Raw genomic sequence first — 19,975 nt, 5'->3', positions numbered from 1 at the left:
TTACGAGTTCTTTTCCTGTTTTAAATGCCTTTATTAAGAGTTTTGTAGATTTGTTAAAAAAAGATAAGAAAAATACGGAGGGGTTTTTAATCTTTACCTCTTTAGTAGGGGAGTGACTAAAGTGAATAGTTTTAAATTTTTAAAACCATATAAAATAACAATTTTTGCAAGCATAGTCTTTTTACTTTTAGAGTTAGTAGTTGAATTATTTCAACCATATATTTTATCTAATATCATTAACAATGGAATAGTTCACAAAGACATGGCTTATGTTACAAAATGGGGAATCGTCATGATCGTGTTATCGATCGTTGCTTTTATTGGAGGAGTATTAAATACTTTTTATGCTACTCATGTTGCTCAAAGCTATTCATATACGTTAAGGAAAACATTATTTGAGAAAGTACAAACTTTTTCATTTACGACGTTTAGTTATTTACCAACTTCATCAATCATTACTAGATTGACAAATGACGTATCACAATTACAAAGTGCAGTATTTATGAGCTTAAGAATTATTTTGAGAGCACCATTAATCGTAACTGGTAGTGTCGTAATGGCATTAATTTTGAATTGGAAGCTTTCATTTATTCTGTTTTTAATTTTACCTTTCTTATTTATCTTCCTAAATTGGATGGTTAAAAAAGGGAGAAGGCTATTTAAGAATGTTCAAGATAATGTGGATATTGTAAATAGTGTGCTAAGAGAAAATTTAGTTGGAATGAAATTAATTAAAGCCTTTGTACGAAATGACCATGAAAATAATCGATTTCAACATATAAATCAAAATTTAAAACAAAAAACTTCTGTTGCATTACGAACAATGGAAATTACGATGCCAGTCATGCTTTTATTTATGAATGCTTCGATTTTGATCGTATTGTGGTTTGGTAATAGTAAAGTACATTCACACGAAACGAATATTGGAGAAATTGTAGCAATCGTAAATTATATTTCCCGTATTACTTCATCATTTACTGTTTTTTCATTTATTATTAGTGCATTTTCAAGAATGAGAGCTTCTTCTGAACGAATCGATGAAATATTAACAATTGAAGAAGACTTTGTAGAAAAAAATGAAGGAAACCAACTAGCAAATCGATTAGAAGGAAAAATTCAATTCCATCAAGTTTCTTTCAGTTATCCTAATTCTGAAAAAGAAGTGCTAAAAAATATTTCATTTGTTGCATACCCCGAACAAACAATTGCAATATTGGGTTCAACAGGTTCTGGAAAAACATCTTTATTCCAATTAATCCCTCGCTTATACGATGTTAATTCTGGAACAATTTTAATTGATGATCAAGATATACGTAAATTAAACAGTAAGCAATTAAGAGGACAAATTGGATATGTGCCACAAGAAGCTTTACTATTCACAGGAACAATCAAAGAAAATTTACTAATGGGTAGAGAAAGTGCATCAGATGAGGAAGTTTATTTAGCTGCTAAACATGCACAAATTCACGATTCGATTTTAACTTTTCCAAATGGATACGAAAGTTTAATTGGTCAAAAAGGAGTTAACCTTTCAGGTGGGCAAAAACAAAGACTTTCGATTGCAAGAGCAATTCTTAGAAAGCCTAGTATCTTATTACTTGATGATAGTACTAGTGCATTAGATTTAAAAACCGAAGCTAGCTTGATTGAAGCTTTAAAAAATTACGAGTGTACGACATTAATCATCACTCAAAAAATCAGCACAGCAAAAAATGCAGATAAAATACTAATTATTGATGAAGGTGAACTTGTAGAAGAGGGTACACACGAATTTCTATTAAAAAGTTCAAAATTATATAAAGCAATCTACTATTCACAATATGGAAGGGAGGAAATTCATAATGTTAAAGGAGCTAACTAAACCTTTCCAATATAAACACTTACAATTATCAAAGGAAAAGAAGAAAAAGGAAGCTTCTCGAGCAGATAACGTTTCCTCAACATTAAAAAGAATATGGTCTTACCTAGCATTAATGAAAGGTAAATTAGTTGTCGTACTTTCTATGGTTTTAGTAAGCTCTGTACTCGGTTTATTAGGACCTGTATTAGTTGGTTATTCAATCGACCATTATATTCTAAAAGATAATTTAAGTGGTTTAAGTTGGTTAATCGTTGCTTTAGTGTTTATTTACTTAGGTTATTCAGCATCTTTGTTTTTACAAAATTTTTGGATGATTGATATTGCTCAAAACACTGTAACAAAAATGAGAACAGAACTATTTAATATGTTTCATAAATTACCAATGTCATTTTTTGAAAAAAGACAACACGGAGAGTTAATGAGCCGTGTAACGAATGACTTGGAAAATGTTAGTTCGACTTTAAATACTTCAGTAATTCAAGTATTTTCAAGTGTTTTAACTTTAGTCGGTACTGTTTCAGTTATGCTTTGGTATAGTCCAATCTTAACTTTATTGACTTTATCAATTGTTCCAATTTTAATAATTGGTATAAAATGGATAACGCACCGTACTGGCCAACTTTATAAAATCCAACAACGTAACTTAGGTGAGTTAAATGGATTTATTGAAGAAACAGTTTCCGGCCAAAGAATCATTAAGACTTTCTCTCAAGAAGATAAAATGATTCGAGATTTTTTAACTAAAAATGAAAAATTGAAAAACTCAGGATTTTGGGCATTTATCTTTGCCGGATTTATTCCTAAATTCATGAATGTATTAAATAATGTGAGCTTTGCAATCATTGCAGGTATTGGTGGTTACTTTGCCTATAAAGGACATATTTCGATTGGTACAATTGTTGTATTTACTGAGTATTCAAGACAATTTACTCGTCCACTAAACGATTTATCAAATCAGTTTAATACATTACTTTCTGCGATCGCTGGAGCTGAGAGGGTATTCTCCATCATCGATGAGGATATTGAAGCGATTGATGAATCCCACATTATTAATGACCAAAAGGTTATTCAAGGTAAAGTTGAATATAAAAATGTTAATTTTTCTTATGGGAAGGATTCGGATTCAAATACATTAACAGATGTTTCATTCAAAGTATCACAAGGTGAGACAATCGCTTTAATTGGACCAACAGGTGCAGGTAAAACTACAGTAGTAAATTTACTTTCACGCTTTTATCAAATCAATAGTGGTGATATACTCATAGATGGTGTAAGTATTGATCAATATTCTAGAAAAAACTTGAGACAGCAAATGGCATTTGTTTTACAAGATTCATTTTTATTTAAAGGAACAATTCGAGAAAATATTCGATATGGTCGTTTAGATGCAACAGATGAAGAAGTAGAAGAGGCTGCAAAGCTTGCGAATGCACATAGTTTTATTATGAAATCTTCAAAAGGATATGATACAATTTTACAACAAGATGATCAGCAAATTAGTCAAGGTCAAAAGCAACTTCTCTCAATTGCTCGAGCTATTCTAGCAAATCCTGCAATTTTAATTTTAGATGAAGCAACAAGTAGTATTGATACAATTACTGAAATTAAAATTCAAGAAGCTTTACAAAGACTAATGCAAGGCCGAACAAGCTTTGTCATTGCTCATCGACTAAATACAATTAAAAATGCTAATCAAATACTTGTTTTGAAAAATGGAATGTGTATAGAGAGAGGTTCACATGAAGAACTAATTGATAAACAAGGTTTTTACTATGAATTAGTAAAACATCAAGGGATGAATGAAGATCAGCATATACAATAAAGGGTGGAAGCATGGATTACAATTCGTTTAAAGAAATTATTCACGGAAGAAGAAGTATTCGAAAATTTACTGATCAAGCAGTATCAAATGAAATAATTGAAGAAATTATTGACTGCGCACGTTATGCTCCAAGTGATACAAACTCACAAACTTGGGAGTTTATTATTATTAAAAACACTGACAAAATTAAAAAAATTGAAGAGATGACATGGGATTCTTTACATGAAGTTGCTGAAAAAGCAAAAGAAAAAGGATTAGAAAAAGAAGGTAAACTATTAGTTCGTTCTTTTGGTCCTTATGCAACAGCATTTAGAGAAGCACCAGTTTTAATAATTTGTTTAGCAACACCTTATGAATCAAAATTCAGAACAAAAATATTTGATCCAATCGGCTTTGTTGAAAATGAAGTTTGGAAAGAAGAAGGAATTAAAAGTAGCTGCTTAGCATCACAAAACTTAATGTTAGCAGCACATGCCTTAGGCTTAGGAACATGTCCAATGACAGGTCCTGTCCTTTTAGCTCAAGATAAACTTAGAACGTATTTAGAGATTGAGGAAAACCGCGAAATTAACATGGTCATTTCACTTGGATATCCATCAGAACCTGCAAAGAAACTTGCACGTAAAGAAGTTGCAGAAATTATTCGTTACGTTGATTAATAAACTAAGTAGCCCACGAGGAAATTACTCGTGGGTTTTTTGTGTTTTTATAGAAGAATAAATTAGATATTGACTTTATTAACGAAGTTCAAAACTTTATCAATAACCCATCATTTAAAGATGAAATTTTACATCAATTCAAAATACTATACTAATATAAGATAACGTTTGAATTTATATTAATATATCTGTATAATTACTCAAGTGATTAATAAGTAGAAGATTTTTTTATATTGAAAGGTGCAGTATCATCATGGATTCGACTAAAAAATTAGGTGTAATGGGTTTATCATTTTTAAGTATAAATGCAATATTAGGATTACGTAATATTGCTTTTGCTTCAACAATTGGTCCTTCAGCTTTATTTTATTGGATTGTTGCAGCATTAATCTATTTTATTCCAATTGGATTAATTGTAGCTGAGCTATCTACAACCTATCCAAATCAAGGCGGTATGGGTGTTTGGGTTCGAAAAGCTTTTGGAGAAAAAGCTTCATTTTTATGTTCGTGGTTTTTTTGGATTGCTAATTTTACATATTATCCGTCACTTTTATTAACAACTACAATTGCGATTGCATATGGAATTAACCAGCCACAAATGGCAAGCCATCCTATGAAAACAGCTATTATATCTAGTGTTATATTTTGGATTGTTACATTACTTACATTAAAAGGGACTAAAATGAGCGGAAGACTTGCGTCGATCGGCGCACCACTTGGCGTATTAGTTCCAGCAATATTAATATTTGGTTTCGGATTTTATAGTATGTTTAGCGGTGAACCAAGCGCTACTCACTTTACACAAAGTACAATCATGCCAAATAATTTATCTTTTGGAACGATAATGTTTTTATCAACATTAATGTTTGGTTTTTCAGGGGCAGAAATGCTAGGAACGATTGCGGGGAATGTAAGAAATCCCCAAAAAACATTTCCGAGAGCAATTTTTATTACATCAATTATTATTGCATTAGTCTATATACTTGCAACAGTTGCTTTCCAGTTTGTCATTACAATTTCATCTGACCAAACTGCGACTGCACTATATTTATTTGCGGATAAAATAACTTCACAATTTGGACTGAATTTTTCACTTTCTCAAATTTTAGGAATCTGCTTTGTATTAGCATTTGTAGGTTCTCTTTCATTTTTAATCTTAAATCCTAGTGTGATGATTGCTGAGAGTGCAAAGGATGTTCTTCCTAAAAACTTATTAAAAGAAAATAAAGATGGTATGCCATCAATTTTAATATTAGGTCAAGCAGTTGCAGTTACATTCATTTTAATTATTTCTGCTTTTGTACCAAGTGTTTCAAAGGCATTAAATATGCTAGTTTTAATGTCGACATTGGCATTTTTTATTCCTTATGTATTTTTAATTAGTGCATATCTTAAACTTCGTATGACTGATAAAAAAATAAACAGACCGTTTAAAATTAAAAGTAATTCACTAGCTATTTTCGTTGCACTCATTGGAATGATATCAGTAGTTGGAACAATCGGTTTAACACTTATTCCAGCTCCAGATACTACACTATTAGAATATTTACCAATCGTACTTGGACCGATTTTATTCGGATGTATTGGATTTATTCTTTATAGTAATGGAACAAAAGGGAAGAAGAAATAAATGAAAAACTAATAAAAACACCTAAATTATTTATATTAAAATAATTTAGGTGTTTTTTGATATTTTTAGAAAAGAGACTCTAATTCAGTCACTAATGAACCAACATATTCAACAGCTTCTTTGATTGGTGCACTTGTTGTTAGATCAACACCAGCCATTTTTAAAAGTTCAACAGGTTTTTTCGATCCACCTGTTTTTAATACTTCTATCCATGCATCAATAACAGGTTGGCCCTCTGAGGCAATTCTACGTGAAATAGCAGTAGATGCAGTCAATCCAGCAGAATAAGTATATGGATAAAGTCCCATATAATAATGAGGCTCGCGCATCCAAGTTAAACTTGCACCTTCATCAATTTCAACTGAATCTCCCCAAAATTCTTTCAGAACATTCCCTTTAACTTCACAGAAAGTTGTCGCTGTAAGAGGCGTACCTTTTTCAGCAAGTTCATAAACTCTTCTTTGGAACTCACCTTCAAGTAAATGAGTTACAAAATTATGATAATAAGTACCTAGTAATTGAAGGATGACCCAACGCTTCATTTTTGGATCATTTGTTTGTTTTAATAAATATTGGCCTAATAACATCTCATTAAATGTCGAAGGTGCTTCAACGAAATACATAGAAGGACGAGTATTTACAACACGCTGATATTTGTTTGCATAATAGAAATGACCAGCATGTCCAAGCTCATGAGTAAGTACAAATGCATTTCTCATCGTATCCTGCCAGCTAATTAAAATATATGGATGCACACCATACGGACTAGAGCAAAATGCACCTGTTGATTTACCAACATTATCGGAATAATCGATCCAGCGCTCATCAAATGCTTTTTCCATAATCGAAACATAGTCAGGTCCCATAATTTCTAGTGATTTTAAAATCGTTTCTTTTGCTTCTTCATAAGTAGTACTTGGGTTGAAATCTGGATCTAGTGGTGCTTTTAAGTCATAGAAATGAATCGTCTCAAGTCCAAGTTGTTTTTTCTTTAAGTTAGCTAGTCTACGCATATGTGGAGCTAGTTCTTTAAAGATGATATTTAATTGATTATGATACATTTCTAAAGTTACTTTATGATCTTCAAGGAGCATTTGCGTAACTGAATCATAATTACGTAATTTACTTAAAGCAACTTCCTTTTTTACTTGAGTAGCATAGATCGAAGCATATGTATTTTTGTATTGGGTAAGAGTTTTAGTAAAAGATTCATACGCCTGTTTACGCACTGTATGATTCGGAGAGAATTCATATAAGTTTTCAAACATAGCAAACGAATTTTCTAATTCTTTTCCATTTTCATCTTCAAAGGAATCGAATTTTAAATCAGCGGCCTTACTAGTTTGGTAAATTCGATATGGGGCAGAAGTAACTTCACCAAGTGCAGCTAAAGCCTCTTCAGTTTCAGGGAGTAATCTATGTTTTTTAGATGCAATAGTTTCTTCTAATAATAATTTAAATACCTCAATTTCATTTTCTTCCTTAATAAATGCCTCTAACATGTCATTATTCAAATGTAAAAGCTCTGACTGAATAAACGTTAAAGTTGTATTTGCTTTTGTACTTAAGCTTGAAAATTGTAAACTATCAGATTGATTTTGAGAATCTGAACCATCTCCAGACTGACGTAAGCTTACATATGTACCACAACGAATTAATTGAAGCATAATAGATTCATAAGTTAATAATGCCTTTTTTAAAGATTCAGCAGACTTAAGGACAGAACCTTTTAACGATTTCGCCTCTATTAAATCATTTTCAATTAGTTCTAAAGCAACTAGCCACTCTGCACGAGTCGGATATAAATCCTCTAATTTCCATGTCATTTCTGTTGGAACCTCAGCACGTGTTAAACGTTTTACTAACATTTTTTCCATCAAATTGCCTCCTTTAGTAGTAGTTGGTACGAGTCTATTATACTGTATAAAAACATTTAAATGGTAAAATTATTCGATAAAATTGAAAATTATAACAATTTTACTGCACAAGCCGTCATTATTTTGATAAAATTAATTTGAATTTGGTTAAAAATTTCAACATTTATAAGAAAAAATGGAAATAAATTTTATTCCTTAGAAAGGAGTTTTTTAAATCGAATGAAAAAATTAAAAATGGTCTGTTTATTAACTTTTGCAACTGTTGCACTTTCAGCATGTACTATTAAAAAACCTCCACAAAATTTAGCTATTAAAGCACAAGGGACTTATGATTTAAAAAGTGTTGGGATTAAAGTGGAATCATCACTTCCTAAAAATGCTAAATTTAATATTCTGTTTAAGGATGATGATACAAAGAAAGTAATCTACGAAACTACTATAAAAACGGATGAACAAGGCACGGCAAATAAGAAAATTTTATTAGAATCAAAAAATAAAAACATTACTGGCATTTTATTTTTTAAACCTGACGAGCAACCAAAAAACATCCAAGACAAATTCGGCAAATATGGTGAAAACATTCGATCTACTACAGAAGGTTATAGAGTTGGGAAAAAGCATAACCAAAAATATATGTATATTAAACAGTACGGGACATTTTGGAAATTCGGCAAATTAAGTGATGGAGGTTTTCTAGTATTTAGTAAAGATAAGATAAAGCAAGAAAAGGAGGGGAAATAATACACAATTAGACGAACCAGATTGTGTAAAAAACATGATACAAACAAGTAAAACTATATCTAAATATCTTCTTCAGTTTTGTTTAACTATATTCGGAATTGGTTTAATTACGGCTACTTCTTTTACTCTATTTTTACCAAAAGGAGAGCGACTGGTAGAGTTTTGGAATCAACTACAAATCTTTTTTTGGAGTTTTTTTTACTTCGATAATTTAGAAGTTTACTTAAAAGAATTTCAATATGTTCCTTTTTCTTCTGTATTTTTAGAGCCATACGTATATTCTTTTACGATTCTTTTTTCTGCGTTTTTACTTTCAATTTTCGTCGCATTATTTATTGCCTATCTAGTAAATATAGGTCCAAAATCATTTAGAAAAATAATGAATAGTTTCCTATTTTTCTTACAATCTATACCAGACATAGTAATGATTTGCGCATTTCAAATTTTCTTTTTATGGATATTTAATAAAACCGGCGTTAAAATTGTCGATCCAATAAGTGGCTTTGAATCTAAAGCTTACGCATTACCGATCATTCTTGTATCGATTATTCCGACGATCCAACTTTTCCAGATGTTATTTCTGGCAATACAGGAAGAAAAAATTAGAGACTATGTAGAGTATGCAAAAGCAAAGGGACTTTCTAATTCCTGGATTATTATCCGTCATATATTCAGTAATGTTGCGATTACTTTATTAAGTAATAGTAAGTTAATATTTTGGATGATGATTTCGAATCTTTTAATAGTAGAAAAATTCTTTAATATGAAGGGCTATTTTTCATTTTTATTTAATAATAGTAGTTCGCCTGAAATCTTTTTTATGGCGTTAGTATTACTATTTATCCCGTTCTTTTTGCTAGAGATTCTATTTAAACAAATTGTAAATAAAATGAAAGGGGGACAAGCTATATGATAAAAATTAAAAAGTATTTACCAATTATAATAGGAAGCTTCATCATACTTGGCTTAATCACCTTTAGTTTTATTTATACTTACTTTATTAAGGATACGATCAAACCAGCCCCAGCTTTGTTATATAATGCAGAAGGTAAATTAGTCGATACATATGGTTATCCTCCAAGTTGGAAATATCTTTTAGGTGTCGACCGTTTTGGAAGAGATGTATTTTGGATGGTAATTGATGGTGCTAAATACACTTTATCCATTGCAATAGTTGTAGGATTTATGAGAGTCATATTTGGCGGTTTATTAGGTGCATTTTTCGGATTCATGAATCAAAGATTATTAAAAATTATTGAACCAATTTTGAATGCATTTCGTTATGTACCAGCTGTTATCATTATATTTCCATTTTTTGAGAAGTTAAATGACGTTCCAGAAGCAGTAAAAGAAAAAACGATCGCAATTCAAATATCATTACTAATCATTATTTCGATTCCAGTATTGATGAATTCAATCAGTGAAGAAGTAAGAGATTTTTTAAAAAATGATTTCATTACTAGCTCTAAAGTCATAGGTGCACGAAATGGCTGGATCCGCCGTAAGCATGTAATACCTTATTTACGAAGCCGTATTCTTTTATTATTTGTACAACAGACTATACAAACTTTATTTTTACTAACCCAATTAGGTGTTTTTAAACTATTTATTGGTGGTGTTAAAGTTCTTTACTTAGATCTTGGAGTCGACCGACCGATGTCACAAGCTAATGAATGGTCTGCAATGATTGGTGCAAATTACATCGAGTTATCGATTGATTCATGGGTAATCATTGGACCAAGTATAGCTTTTATTGTTTCGATTTTTGCTTTTAATCTTATTAAATTGGGGATTGAGCGTTTAATGGAAAACCAAACAGTGCAAAAAAAGAAGCAACCTATTAATAATGAAGGTTTATATAATGGATTAAATGATTTTGATTTTGTGAATAAGGAAAAATTAAATGAAGTTAGTAGGATCGTAGATAACGAACCTAAATCGAGTAGACAGCTTGTAACAAGATAATAAAGTAATTGAAAACCTTTGTTCTAAATAGAGAATAGAGGTTTTTATTTTTGTATATAGAGGAAAACTCGAATACCGCATAGAAATATAATTTTATCTATTATATTGGGGGAAGAGATATTGGATAGAAAAAACAACTAATCAACTACATACATATAAGGAGTTTAATTTATGAAAAAAATAATTCCAGTTTTATTACTAATATTAGTCATATTTACTGGTTGTAATTCTGATACGATATACACACCTCTTTATCATGGGAAAAATTTAATGATTGGTGTGATCGGTAAATTTCCAAAAGTAAGAGAAGAGAATGTGAAATTCAAAAAAATTAATTTTAAGGATGTATATACACAAATATTTAACACCATTGATTCTGGTAAATGTTTCAACGATTAAGATATACAATATGTGAGTTTATAAAGAATTGTATTTCAATTAATGCTTTAATAGTAAAAGGAATGGCTTAATTATGGTAAATTTACAAAAACTTTTTACTGAATATAGCATTATATTAAAAGAGTGAAAAAATCAAATCATAACTGTTCTGGTTGTTTCACTCTTTATTAATTTCTGATTCCTTTAAAGCCTTTTAGGTTATGAAACTATTTAATAATTGGATATCTTTTTTCTTCTGCCCAATCAATTATAAATGATTTTTGGCGCGGATTTAAGTTAGCAGGAAGGTTTGTCTTACTGAAAAATCGATGTTCTCTGCTTTCAATATCTTTTTGTTTTAATTCTCCGGTAAATTGTTTGGATAGAAAAATGATTTGAACACTGAATGCTTTATCTCCATTAGGGTATTGAACAAAGCATTTTTCACCTGAATACATACCAAACAACTCTAAGCCAGTTACAGTAAGTCCCGTTTCTTCGAGAGATTCCCTTGTTGCTGCCTCCTCAAAAGTTTCTCCAATTTCCATCATTCCACCTGGTATGCACCAATTGTCTTCGTCTGTTCGGTGTTGCAACAATATTTGTTCATGATCCTCTATAATGATCCCACAACCTACAGTGAATAGGGTTTCGTTACCAATATATTTCCTCATATTTTTAATATAATCCATTTAAAATCTCCTTCATCGTACTAATCCTTCAAAATTCGACAGAAGGGATAAATTATCCTTCTTTTTAGCTAACTGCTCTTTGAATGGAATAGTTGATATTTTCATCCATAGATAGATAGTTACTATAAAAAGATGCGTTTAGTTAGATAAGAAAGGTCTCTTTAAGTTTTAATAGAATATATAAAAAGAATTATTAGGAGCTAAAGTAGAAAGGGGAATTCTTTTGTTAACTAATGAAAAAAATACAGAAAATAATAATTTTTTGCCACCCAAACATATTATTTCAGCTGCTACAATTGTCATTAATGAACAAAATGAAATTTTATTAATTAAGGGTCCGCGTCGAGGCTGGGAAATGCCAGGTGGGCAAGTTGAAGAGGGGGAATCATTGAAAGAAGCTGCAATTAGGGAAACAAAAGAGGAGAGTGGAATTGATGTTGAAGTTTTGAAATTTTGTGGAGTATTTCAAAATGTTAGAAGTTCTATTTGTAACACTTTGTTTTTAGCTAAACCAATCGGCGGAACGTTGACAACTTCTTCAGAAAGTTTAGAAGTGGGATATTTTCCTATTGAGGAAGCCTTAGCAATGGTAACCTGGAAAAATTTCAAACAAAGAATTGAATATTGTTTGAATGAAAACTGCCATCCCTTTTATATAGAGTTTTAGTTTACTTGTTAAACTAACGCAAATATAAAATATGGCAATTTCATTTTCGAAAATCTATCTTTCTCTTTAATTTTTGAATGCCTAAAAGTATTTTTTCAATTTCTTCTTAACTCTTTAAATAAGGAATATAAATAAAAAAGTTTAATCTTTTTCAAATCTTAATAGTTAAAATAGATCCTTATGGGGGGGAATTTATGAACGTTTCTTCTTTTTACATGATCGTTATTGTGATTGCTGCATTGGTATTATGGAGAAGAACGAGAGCTATGTATCGCCCAATTAAAGGAAGCGGAGTTCGCCTTCTCCTCCCAATACTATTTTTGATATTACCTAGCATTCCCTTTATTTTGAATCCGAAGGCTCATGCTGCTAGCTGGGAATGGATTTGCGCACTTTTCTTTGGATTTATTTTATCTATTCCACTTATTTGGACGACTAACTATGAGCTCCGATCCGACCAACATATCTATGCTACAAAGAATATAAGTTTCATCGTCGTCTTTGTTATTATCTTTATTATCCGATTTGTACTTCGCGATTATTTAAAGTGGCTCGGTAATGAGACCGAGGCAGCACTGTTTATGACCGTTGCAATCGGATATATTTGCCCTTGGAGAATTGTTTCATTTCTTAAGTTTCGTAGAGTCTATAAGAAGAAAAATTATAAAAATAAAGAATCCCTTCAGAATAATATCTGAAGGGTATTTTATAGTTAAGTGGATAAAGCAAAGTAAAATTAATAATGATAATTTAATTTTATTGATTCAAATATCTTTTTACAAATGTATAAACTGAATCAGCAAGTGTTTTTTTGCGTTCTTTCAGATAGATAAAAAGTGCTTCTTTGTCTTCGTTTGAAACATTCCAGTCTACAGGGATCTCCTGAAGCACTTCATGGATTGATGCTTCTGATAATTCCAGGATTTTTTCAATATAAGACGTCATGATGTTTAAGTCATTTAATATGTTTACCGTCCAAATATGAACGACTGAATCCTTTTTAAACTTTTTAGATTTTTGAAGCGTTTCTGCATTCCATTTATATCCTCCGGGAAAACATTTTCCATGATCAATCATAAAAATATCATACTGTCCATCTGGGAGTTGTTTCAAAAGAATATTGCTTTTAGTACGGTCTGCACCGTGCACCCAAAAATCGAAAACAAGAATTCCAGCCAAAACATTGGGATTATTTATATCATTTAAAGTCGGGCGAGGAGGTTTTTTCGCAAGACCAGTACAGTTATCTATAAAAAGGCTAGCAAACTGGTTGCCTGCTTGGTAATTAGTTGAAAATTTTTTTGGTATTTGCTGAATTTGCTTTTCGGACATATTTACAATTTCAAATGGGACAACAGGCAAATTCAACAACTGACCTAATTTAGCGACTACGTATTCGTTTACGAGCTCCCGTGTTCCATGGAAATTATTTTTACATTTAACTGCATAACGATTACCATCACTAAACAAAAATAAATGTGCAGCCTTACCTGGTAATGTTTCTAAATATTTTATTGGTTCAATCAATGTTTTAACTCATCCTCCTTATTAAGTAGAACATATTAATATATTCTATATAAGGAGAAGCGGATTGGACATAAGAATTAATGAACTAGGAGATTTTGTTGATTTCATATTAGTTCTCGTTCGTTCATTTATCTGCTCTCATTTAACTTTTATAAGAAAAGGAATTTTATTAATGAATAGAGAATAAAGGACTTTATTACTAATTAGGAGTTGTGAAAATGAATATTTTAGTTAAAGAACTACCTGATTATGAAGTTGCGTATTTCAGACGCTACGGATCATATTTTGAACCAAATGGAGAACATTGGGATAAGCTATTAAATTGGGCAATAAATAATGGACTTTTTCCACCTCAACAATCTTTCATTGGAATTTCCTTAGATAATCCAAATTTAGTAGAAAGTCAGTATTGTCGTCATGATGCATGTGTTACTATACCCGATGGTTTTGATAAGGAAAAACATGAAAATATAGAATTTAGGAAATTAGATGGTGGGCAGTACGCTTTATATCAATATTATGATTCTCTTAGTATGTTAAATGGTGGTTATAAATTTATGTATGAACAATGGTTACCAAATAGTGAGTTTGAGCCTGATTACGACCGTTATAACTTAGAATTTAGTATGAATAATCCTGCCGAAGACCCAGATGGAAAAGCTAAAGTTCATTTATTTGTGCCAGTTAAAAAGCGAACATCTTACTAACTTTGTTTTTAAAGTATATTATTAGACAAAATTAGTATTAAATTAAAATGATTATCTACTAACCTAGACATCTTCTTTCATATATGATGTAAGTATTGTTATTTCTTGGAAATAATAATATAATTAAATAGAATTAAAATTAAAATTATATCCTTCGTGAAAGGGTGTTAGACAATGAATTTCACTATTTACTTTGGAAATCATGAAGACAAAGAAGTACATACAATGGATTGCTATGTAGACATTGAGGAAGAAACTGTTTCTTAAGCGATCAATCTTAATAAGAGTTATTTCAAGGATGCGAAAAATTTTCGTATCCTTTTTTCATTTTAAGATTTACATTTAAAAATTTATTGTGTATGATTAAAATATAAAAAGCGAACTAATGTTCTGTATATAGATATTAGAAGGAAAGGAACTTGCATGATGAAAAGAAATGGAGCAACTAAAAGGAATTCAAAAACACCTATTATATCCAATACAGGTTTTATCGGAGCAAGTTTCATTGATATGGAAGAATTGCAAGAAAATCAATATTATTTCACAAGGAAGCATCCTTTAATTATACAAGAAGTATTAAATGGTCTATTACAAGCTGCATGTGCATTATTTCAGAAACAAAATATTCCAGCATATATTGCATGTGAATATTTACGTGATGAAAAGAAAATTGGCTTAATTTTATCAAAAAAGCCATTCGAAAAAGAAGAAGGGATTCGTTATTTTATTGAATATCTTCGTGAGATTGGTCACTTAAATAATGATAAAACAATAAAGGCTGAAATTTCAAATACCGGATTTATAGGTGTAATTTTTGTGGATTTATCCTATATTACAAGGTTTACATTCGATACAGAAATTAAGTTACTTTCTGCTTTTTCTATTAATTTTATGGAACCGTTAAAAGAAATTTATCATCAAAATAAAATTCATTTATATATGTCAGGTGTTGAACTTCAAAAGGAAGATAAGTTAGGGTTTGTACTTTCCAAGAATCCTTATGATGAGCGAAAAGAAGCGAACTTGTATTTTAAGGAATATTTGAGAGAAAGAGGCTTGTTAAAAAATTATAAAGAGAATGTGTTTATTCAAAGACATCGAGCATAAACTTTGTATTAAACATAATTTAACGATGAATTTTGGTTTTAAAAATACATATTAAATCTAAGAGAAACTGGAATGATGAGTTTCTCTTTTTGTTTATTCAAAAAAGTTCATAATTTAGATAAAGTTAGAAATCTACTTAATACATTCGTTTGAATAATATAGAAAGGAAAAAGTTAAAAAGTAACGAATAATAATAATATTAGACTAACCAAAAAGGTGGCTAAAACGATGTCGAATAATGAAAAATATGTAGATTGGTTAAGTGAAATCGTAAAGCGTCATGAAAAAGAAGGTGGATTTGAAGATCTACCTGGATTAGGTAAACCATTACCTAAAGAGCTTTTAAAAGATGATCTATTAACAACTGTTATTAAGAAGTCGGGTTTTAAACCAGATTGGGTATTACAACAAAAGAAAATATTTCAAAAGCTTGAAACGATATTGATGAAGTTAAATTCCGATGAAAATAGTAAAGAAATAGATAAAATGATCTCGGAAGTAAATGATGAAATAAAGAAATATAACTTAGGCTGTCCTTTCCCAATGCAAAGAAATTATGTAAATAAGGAAAACCTTGAGAATCAGTTGATTTATTGGAAATAAGTTTGTGAAAAAATGAACGATTTCACTATATAGATGTTTATACTTTTTTAGACGGTATAAGCATCTTTTTATTTTCTAACTCTTTAAAATGGTAATTCTATGAAAAAATCTATATTTAATGTTAATGTAAAACTACATACATAGTAAGAATAGTTGTACAGGGGGAATAGGAATGAGCGCCACTCTTGAAGTAAGAAGACTAGATCGTAATTTTCCATTTTGTTTGTTTTCAAATGATGGATTGACGTTAGTTGGTCATCATTGGCATAAACTCGTAGAAATTATTTATGTACAACAAGGCATTTTAAAGATTGGTGTAAATGATGAGTTACTTCATTTAGAAGAAGGAGAATTTTATATCATTAATAGTGGTGACATTCATTATTTTTTATCTTCACCAAATAGTATGAGATTGGTCGTGCAATTTGATTTTACTATTTTCGAAGATGTGCAGTTTTTGAAAAAAAATAATATGGAACTAATTGAATTGTTTAATTGTATTCAAAAATCTAGTGTTTTTTGGAATGTAGAAGTGAAACAGAAAATGATTACCTATTTGAAAGAGCTTGAAAGTGAATATATTGATAAAAAAGAAGGATACGAATTGGCGATTAGGGCTAGATTATATGATATTTTACTATTAATCTATCGAGATCTACCTCATACAGAAAATAATAAACTTAATTACCCTAATAGGAAGGCCAGTCTTTTAAAATTAGAAAAAATATTTCATTATATAGAAGAAAATTATATGAATGATATTACATTAAATGATGTTGCAAATTATATCGGCTTTACGAATTCATATTTTGCAAAGTTTTTTAAAAAATACACTGGTTCTACATTTTGTCATTATGTAAATCAATACAGAGTAACGAAGGCTCAATGGTATTTATTTAATGAAGATTTACCAATTACAGAAATTGCTTATAATGTTGGATTCATCAATGTGAAAACGTTTAACAGATTATTTAAAAACGAGGTTGGTTTATCTCCAACCCAATATAAAAAAAAGACAATATTTGAGAAGTTTTAGGCAAGGTGTAAGGAAGACTCAAATGAATTATTTCTATAAACTGGAAATGTAAATAACATTTTCGGAGGTTTTCAAATGAAATTAAAAGTAGGAATAATCGGTTGTGGTGGAATAGCTAATGGTAAACATATGCCAAGCTTAGCAGCATTAGAAAATGTAGAAATGGTAGCTTTTTGTGACATTATTGAAGAACGCGCTATTAAATCGAAGGCAAAATTTGGCGTTGAGGAAGCAAAGATCTATACAGATTACAAGGAATTATTAGCAGACGAGTCAATTGATGTAATTCACGTTTGTACACCAAATAAATCACATTCATTTATTACGATTGATTCTTTAGAAGCTGGTAAACACGTTATGTGTGAAAAGCCAATGGCAAAAACTTCAGCAGAAGCAAAAGCGATGGTAGAAGCGTCAAAACGTACGGGCAAAAAATTAACGATTGGCTATCAAAATCGTTTTCGAAACGATTCACAATATTTAAGCCAAGTTTGTAAAAATAATGAACTAGGTGAAATTTATTTTGCAAAGGCTCATGCGATTAGAAGAAGAGCAGTACCTACTTGGGGCGTATTTTTAAATGAAGAAGAGCAAGGTGGCGGACCATTAATTGATATTGGTACACATGCTTTGGATTTAACATTATGGCTGATTGATAATTATAAACCTAAATTTGTAGTTGGAAACGTTTACCACGAATTATCACATAAAGAAAACGCTGCAAATGCTTTTGGACCTTGGGATCCAAAGGAATTTAAAGTAGAAGACTCTGCTTTTGGTTTTATTACAATGGAAAATGGTGCAACCGTTATCCTAGAATCGAGCTGGGCTTTAAACACTCTTGAAATAGGAGAAGCTCAAACTACACTTTGTGGTACTGAAGGTGGAGCTGATATGAGAGATGGTCTCCGAATTAATGGGGAAGCATATGGGCGACTTTACGATAAAAAAATTGATATAGACACTGGTGGCGTAGCTTTTTATGAAGGTGCAACCGATTCCGCCGAAGTATTAGAAGCGAGACAATGGATCAACAGTATTATTAATGATACCGAACCAACCGTTAAACCTGAGCAAGCACTAGTTGTAACTCAAATTTTAGAGGCAATCTACGAATCTTCAAAATCAAAGAAACCGGTATATTTTAATAATTAGTATAGGAGATGGAATAAATGACATTACCAATTGCCCTACAATTATGGAGTGTTAAAGAGGATGCAGCAATCGACTTTTTCGGTACATTAGAAAAAGTAGCGCAAATGGGTTATGACGGTGTTGAGTTCGCGGGATACTATGGTAAAAATGCTTCGGAAATAAAGTCTGTTTTAAACAAACTAGGGTTAAAGATAGCAGGAGCCCATGTAAGTGCAGATCAAATTATCCATCACATTGATGAGGTAATTGCTTTCGAAAAAGAATTAGGAAACAAATACGTTGTATGTCCTTGGGCTAATTTTACTAGTTTAGAAGAATGGAAAGAATTTGCAGAACATTTACAACAGTCAGGAAAGAAGCTGGCTGAATCAGGGCTATCTTTAGTCTATCACAATCATGCTCATGAATTAGTTGTATTTGAAAATGAATATATTCTCGATATTTTATTAAATTCAGTTCCAACTAATCTCTTAAAAGCAGAGTTGGATACTTATTGGTTAGAATTTGCTGGAGTAGATGCGGTTGAATATATGAGTAAGCATAAAGGAAGAACGCCATTAATTCATGTGAAAGATATGGCTCCATCTAAAGAGGAAAGTACCGAAGTAGGAAATGGAATTATGAATATAAAAGGTATTGTACAACAAGCAAAACTAAATTCCGCCGAATGGTTAATTGTTGAGCAAGAAGCTTTTACTAAACCACAATTAGAAAGTGTAAAAGTTGGATTGAATAACTTAAAAATGATACTAGCTGAAGCTTAAGAAACTATTAAACTATGTAAAAAAATAGAGATGGGTGAGTCATATGGTAAAAGTAACGATTTGGAATGAAAATCGACATGAACAAATTAATCCTGATGTAAAAAGCATTTATCCAAGCGGAATACACAGAACCATTGCTACTTTCTTAAATGAAGCAGGGTACGATACTATGACGGCTACATTAGAGCAACCTGAGCATGGATTGACGGATGAAGTGCTAGAAAATACTGATGTATTAATTTGGTGGGGACATATTGCTCATAATGATGTGCAAGATCAAATTGTTCAAAAAGTTTATGAAAAAATATTGCAAGGAATGGGATTGATTGTCCTACATTCTGGACATTTTTCTAAGATTTTTAAAAAATTAATGGGGACTAGCTGCGATTTAAAATGGCGTGAAGCAGCGGAAACGGAAAGACTTTGGGTTGTCGATCCGTCTCATCCAATAGTAGATGGAATTGGCGAATATATTGAGATTGATCAAGAAGAAATGTATGGAGAACATTTTGATATTCCTACCCCAGATGAGCTAGTTTTAGTAAGTTGGTTTAAAGGTGGAGAGGTATTTAGAAGTGGATGTACATTTAAAAGAGGGAATGGGAAAATCTTTTATTTCAGACCAGGTCATGAAACTTATCCAACTTATCATCATAAAGAAGTTCAAAAAATTATCATTAATGCAGTAAATTGGGCGAATAAATCAAAAAGAAATTATCCTTCATATGGCCATAAAGAAGCCATTGAGGCATTAACGTAAATAATAGATTGGAGCGAGAAAAAG

General features: G+C 30.9%; 21 protein-coding genes. 18 read left to right on the top strand and 3 right to left on the bottom strand.

The window, feature by feature from the left end; genetic code table 11:
• The first annotated feature begins 121 nt into the window (after positions 1-121).
• The 4 genes from COJ46_RS02770 (at position 122) to COJ46_RS02755 (ending at position 5,972) form a co-directional block, all read left to right on the top strand.
• The gene (locus COJ46_RS02770) at positions 122-1,861 is read left to right on the top strand and encodes an ABC transporter ATP-binding protein (RefSeq protein WP_286133606.1); all 1,740 of its coding nucleotides are present in this window, start codon (positions 122-124) and stop codon (positions 1,859-1,861) included.
• Entirely contained in the window at positions 1,842-3,683 is a 1,842-nt protein-coding gene (locus COJ46_RS02765) for an ABC transporter ATP-binding protein (RefSeq protein WP_097977538.1), read from the top strand. Before COJ46_RS02770 ends, COJ46_RS02765 begins: the two co-directional genes overlap by 20 nt.
• An 11-nt stretch (positions 3,684-3,694) precedes the next feature.
• Positions 3,695-4,342, top strand: a complete 648-nt coding sequence (locus COJ46_RS02760; RefSeq protein WP_069032559.1) for a nitroreductase family protein — start codon at positions 3,695-3,697, stop codon at positions 4,340-4,342.
• Positions 4,343-4,595: 253 nt separating this feature from the next.
• Positions 4,596-5,972, top strand: a complete 1,377-nt coding sequence (locus COJ46_RS02755) for an APC family permease (RefSeq protein ID WP_097977536.1) — start codon at positions 4,596-4,598, stop codon at positions 5,970-5,972.
• A 65-nt stretch (positions 5,973-6,037) separates the two neighbouring features.
• On the opposite strand, the gene pepF is transcribed toward COJ46_RS02755, so the two are convergent.
• Entirely contained in the window at positions 6,038-7,849 is a 1,812-nt protein-coding gene (gene pepF / locus COJ46_RS02750; RefSeq protein WP_098565686.1) for an oligoendopeptidase F, read from the bottom strand.
• Positions 7,850-8,068: 219 nt separating this feature from the next.
• Between pepF and COJ46_RS02745 the strand changes: the two genes are divergently transcribed.
• The 4 genes from COJ46_RS02745 to COJ46_RS02730 all read left to right on the top strand — a co-directional run bounded on the left by COJ46_RS02745 (position 8,069) and on the right by COJ46_RS02730 (position 10,954).
• Complete coding sequence (locus COJ46_RS02745) at positions 8,069-8,590, top strand: hypothetical protein (RefSeq protein ID WP_097977532.1); 522 nt, start codon at positions 8,069-8,071, stop codon at positions 8,588-8,590.
• A 34-nt stretch (positions 8,591-8,624) separates the two neighbouring features.
• A complete protein-coding gene (locus COJ46_RS02740) occupies positions 8,625-9,503 on the top strand; it encodes an ABC transporter permease subunit (protein WP_097977530.1) in 879 nt (292 codons plus the stop codon).
• Positions 9,500-10,555: an ABC transporter permease subunit gene (locus COJ46_RS02735; RefSeq protein WP_097977528.1), complete on the top strand. Its 1,056-nt coding sequence runs from the start codon at positions 9,500-9,502 to the stop codon at positions 10,553-10,555. The genes COJ46_RS02740 and COJ46_RS02735 overlap by 4 nt, the downstream gene beginning before the upstream one ends.
• A gap of 171 nt (positions 10,556-10,726) precedes the next feature.
• Complete coding sequence (locus COJ46_RS02730) at positions 10,727-10,954, top strand: hypothetical protein (RefSeq protein WP_097977526.1); 228 nt, start codon at positions 10,727-10,729, stop codon at positions 10,952-10,954.
• 206 nt (positions 10,955-11,160) lie between these two features.
• On the opposite strand, the gene COJ46_RS02725 is transcribed toward COJ46_RS02730, so the two are convergent.
• Positions 11,161-11,625 (bottom strand): NUDIX hydrolase, encoded by a 465-nt coding sequence (locus tag COJ46_RS02725; RefSeq protein WP_097977524.1) that lies wholly within the window; start codon positions 11,623-11,625, stop codon positions 11,161-11,163.
• A 223-nt stretch (positions 11,626-11,848) separates the two neighbouring features.
• Between COJ46_RS02725 and COJ46_RS02720 the strand changes: the two genes are divergently transcribed.
• Together COJ46_RS02720 and COJ46_RS02715 are read left to right on the top strand one after the other, a co-directional pair.
• Positions 11,849-12,292 (top strand): NUDIX hydrolase, encoded by a 444-nt coding sequence (locus COJ46_RS02720; protein WP_286133605.1) that lies wholly within the window; start codon positions 11,849-11,851, stop codon positions 12,290-12,292.
• A gap of 194 nt (positions 12,293-12,486) precedes the next feature.
• A complete protein-coding gene (locus COJ46_RS02715) occupies positions 12,487-12,990 on the top strand; it encodes a CcdC protein domain-containing protein (RefSeq protein WP_097977522.1) in 504 nt (167 codons plus the stop codon).
• A 58-nt stretch (positions 12,991-13,048) separates the two neighbouring features.
• On the opposite strand, the gene COJ46_RS02710 is transcribed toward COJ46_RS02715, so the two are convergent.
• Positions 13,049-13,819: a HipA family kinase gene (locus COJ46_RS02710; RefSeq protein WP_097977520.1), complete on the bottom strand. Its 771-nt coding sequence runs from the start codon at positions 13,817-13,819 to the stop codon at positions 13,049-13,051.
• Positions 13,820-13,883: 64 nt separating this feature from the next.
• On the opposite strand from COJ46_RS02710, the gene COJ46_RS24890 reads away from it, so the two are divergent.
• The 8 genes from COJ46_RS24890 (at position 13,884) to COJ46_RS02670 (ending at position 19,951) form a co-directional block, all read left to right on the top strand.
• Positions 13,884-14,006: a hypothetical protein gene (locus tag COJ46_RS24890; RefSeq protein WP_286133604.1), complete on the top strand. Its 123-nt coding sequence runs from the start codon at positions 13,884-13,886 to the stop codon at positions 14,004-14,006.
• Between the two features lie 31 nt (positions 14,007-14,037).
• Positions 14,038-14,526 carry an AraC family transcriptional regulator gene (locus COJ46_RS02705; RefSeq protein ID WP_097977519.1) on the top strand — a complete coding sequence of 163 codons (489 nt, stop codon included), beginning with the start codon at positions 14,038-14,040 and terminating at the stop codon, positions 14,524-14,526.
• 423 nt (positions 14,527-14,949) lie between these two features.
• A complete protein-coding gene (locus tag COJ46_RS02695) occupies positions 14,950-15,633 on the top strand; it encodes a hypothetical protein (protein ID WP_097977517.1) in 684 nt (227 codons plus the stop codon).
• A gap of 228 nt (positions 15,634-15,861) precedes the next feature.
• The gene (locus COJ46_RS02690) at positions 15,862-16,236 is read left to right on the top strand and encodes a DnaJ family domain-containing protein (protein WP_097977515.1); all 375 of its coding nucleotides are present in this window, start codon (positions 15,862-15,864) and stop codon (positions 16,234-16,236) included.
• 172 nt (positions 16,237-16,408) lie between these two features.
• Entirely contained in the window at positions 16,409-17,272 is an 864-nt protein-coding gene (locus COJ46_RS02685) for an AraC family transcriptional regulator (RefSeq protein ID WP_097977513.1), read from the top strand.
• 75 nt (positions 17,273-17,347) lie between these two features.
• Positions 17,348-18,427: a Gfo/Idh/MocA family protein gene (locus tag COJ46_RS02680; RefSeq protein ID WP_097977512.1), complete on the top strand. Its 1,080-nt coding sequence runs from the start codon at positions 17,348-17,350 to the stop codon at positions 18,425-18,427.
• Between the two features lie 17 nt (positions 18,428-18,444).
• Positions 18,445-19,191 (top strand): sugar phosphate isomerase/epimerase family protein, encoded by a 747-nt coding sequence (locus COJ46_RS02675; protein WP_097977510.1) that lies wholly within the window; start codon positions 18,445-18,447, stop codon positions 19,189-19,191.
• A 43-nt stretch (positions 19,192-19,234) separates the two neighbouring features.
• Entirely contained in the window at positions 19,235-19,951 is a 717-nt protein-coding gene (locus COJ46_RS02670) for a ThuA domain-containing protein (protein ID WP_097977508.1), read from the top strand.
• The last annotated feature ends 24 nt before the right edge of the window (positions 19,952-19,975 follow it).

The sequence above is a fragment of the Bacillus sp. AFS077874 genome, from assembly GCF_002566505.1.
Classification (GTDB): domain Bacteria; phylum Bacillota; class Bacilli; order Bacillales; family Bacillaceae_G; genus Gottfriedia.
This window is presented reverse-complemented; position numbering and strand designations above follow the sequence as displayed.

What these genes read in the sequence shown, in the direction of transcription:
- COJ46_RS02725 (WP_097977524.1), bottom strand. Translation starts at nt 11,625, where the DNA reads ATGGATTATATTAAAAATATGAGGAAATATATTGGTAACGAAACCCTA.
- COJ46_RS02765 (WP_097977538.1), top strand. Translation starts at nt 1,842, where the DNA reads ATGTTAAAGGAGCTAACTAAACCTTTCCAATATAAACACTTACAATTA.
- COJ46_RS02690 (WP_097977515.1), top strand. Translation starts at nt 15,862, where the DNA reads ATGTCGAATAATGAAAAATATGTAGATTGGTTAAGTGAAATCGTAAAG.
- COJ46_RS02760 (WP_069032559.1), top strand. Translation starts at nt 3,695, where the DNA reads ATGGATTACAATTCGTTTAAAGAAATTATTCACGGAAGAAGAAGTATT.
- pepF (WP_098565686.1), bottom strand. Translation starts at nt 7,849, where the DNA reads ATGGAAAAAATGTTAGTAAAACGTTTAACACGTGCTGAGGTTCCAACA.
- COJ46_RS02735 (WP_097977528.1), top strand. Translation starts at nt 9,500, where the DNA reads ATGATAAAAATTAAAAAGTATTTACCAATTATAATAGGAAGCTTCATC.
- COJ46_RS02745 (WP_097977532.1), top strand. Translation starts at nt 8,069, where the DNA reads ATGAAAAAATTAAAAATGGTCTGTTTATTAACTTTTGCAACTGTTGCA.
- COJ46_RS02755 (WP_097977536.1), top strand. Translation starts at nt 4,596, where the DNA reads ATGGATTCGACTAAAAAATTAGGTGTAATGGGTTTATCATTTTTAAGT.
- COJ46_RS02695 (WP_097977517.1), top strand. Translation starts at nt 14,950, where the DNA reads ATGATGAAAAGAAATGGAGCAACTAAAAGGAATTCAAAAACACCTATT.
- COJ46_RS02715 (WP_097977522.1), top strand. Translation starts at nt 12,487, where the DNA reads ATGAACGTTTCTTCTTTTTACATGATCGTTATTGTGATTGCTGCATTG.
- COJ46_RS02705 (WP_097977519.1), top strand. Translation starts at nt 14,038, where the DNA reads ATGAATATTTTAGTTAAAGAACTACCTGATTATGAAGTTGCGTATTTC.
- COJ46_RS02740 (WP_097977530.1), top strand. Translation starts at nt 8,625, where the DNA reads ATGATACAAACAAGTAAAACTATATCTAAATATCTTCTTCAGTTTTGT.
- COJ46_RS02680 (WP_097977512.1), top strand. Translation starts at nt 17,348, where the DNA reads ATGAAATTAAAAGTAGGAATAATCGGTTGTGGTGGAATAGCTAATGGT.
- COJ46_RS02670 (WP_097977508.1), top strand. Translation starts at nt 19,235, where the DNA reads ATGGTAAAAGTAACGATTTGGAATGAAAATCGACATGAACAAATTAAT.
- COJ46_RS02675 (WP_097977510.1), top strand. Translation starts at nt 18,445, where the DNA reads ATGACATTACCAATTGCCCTACAATTATGGAGTGTTAAAGAGGATGCA.
- COJ46_RS02685 (WP_097977513.1), top strand. Translation starts at nt 16,409, where the DNA reads ATGAGCGCCACTCTTGAAGTAAGAAGACTAGATCGTAATTTTCCATTT.
- COJ46_RS02730 (WP_097977526.1), top strand. Translation starts at nt 10,727, where the DNA reads ATGAAAAAAATAATTCCAGTTTTATTACTAATATTAGTCATATTTACT.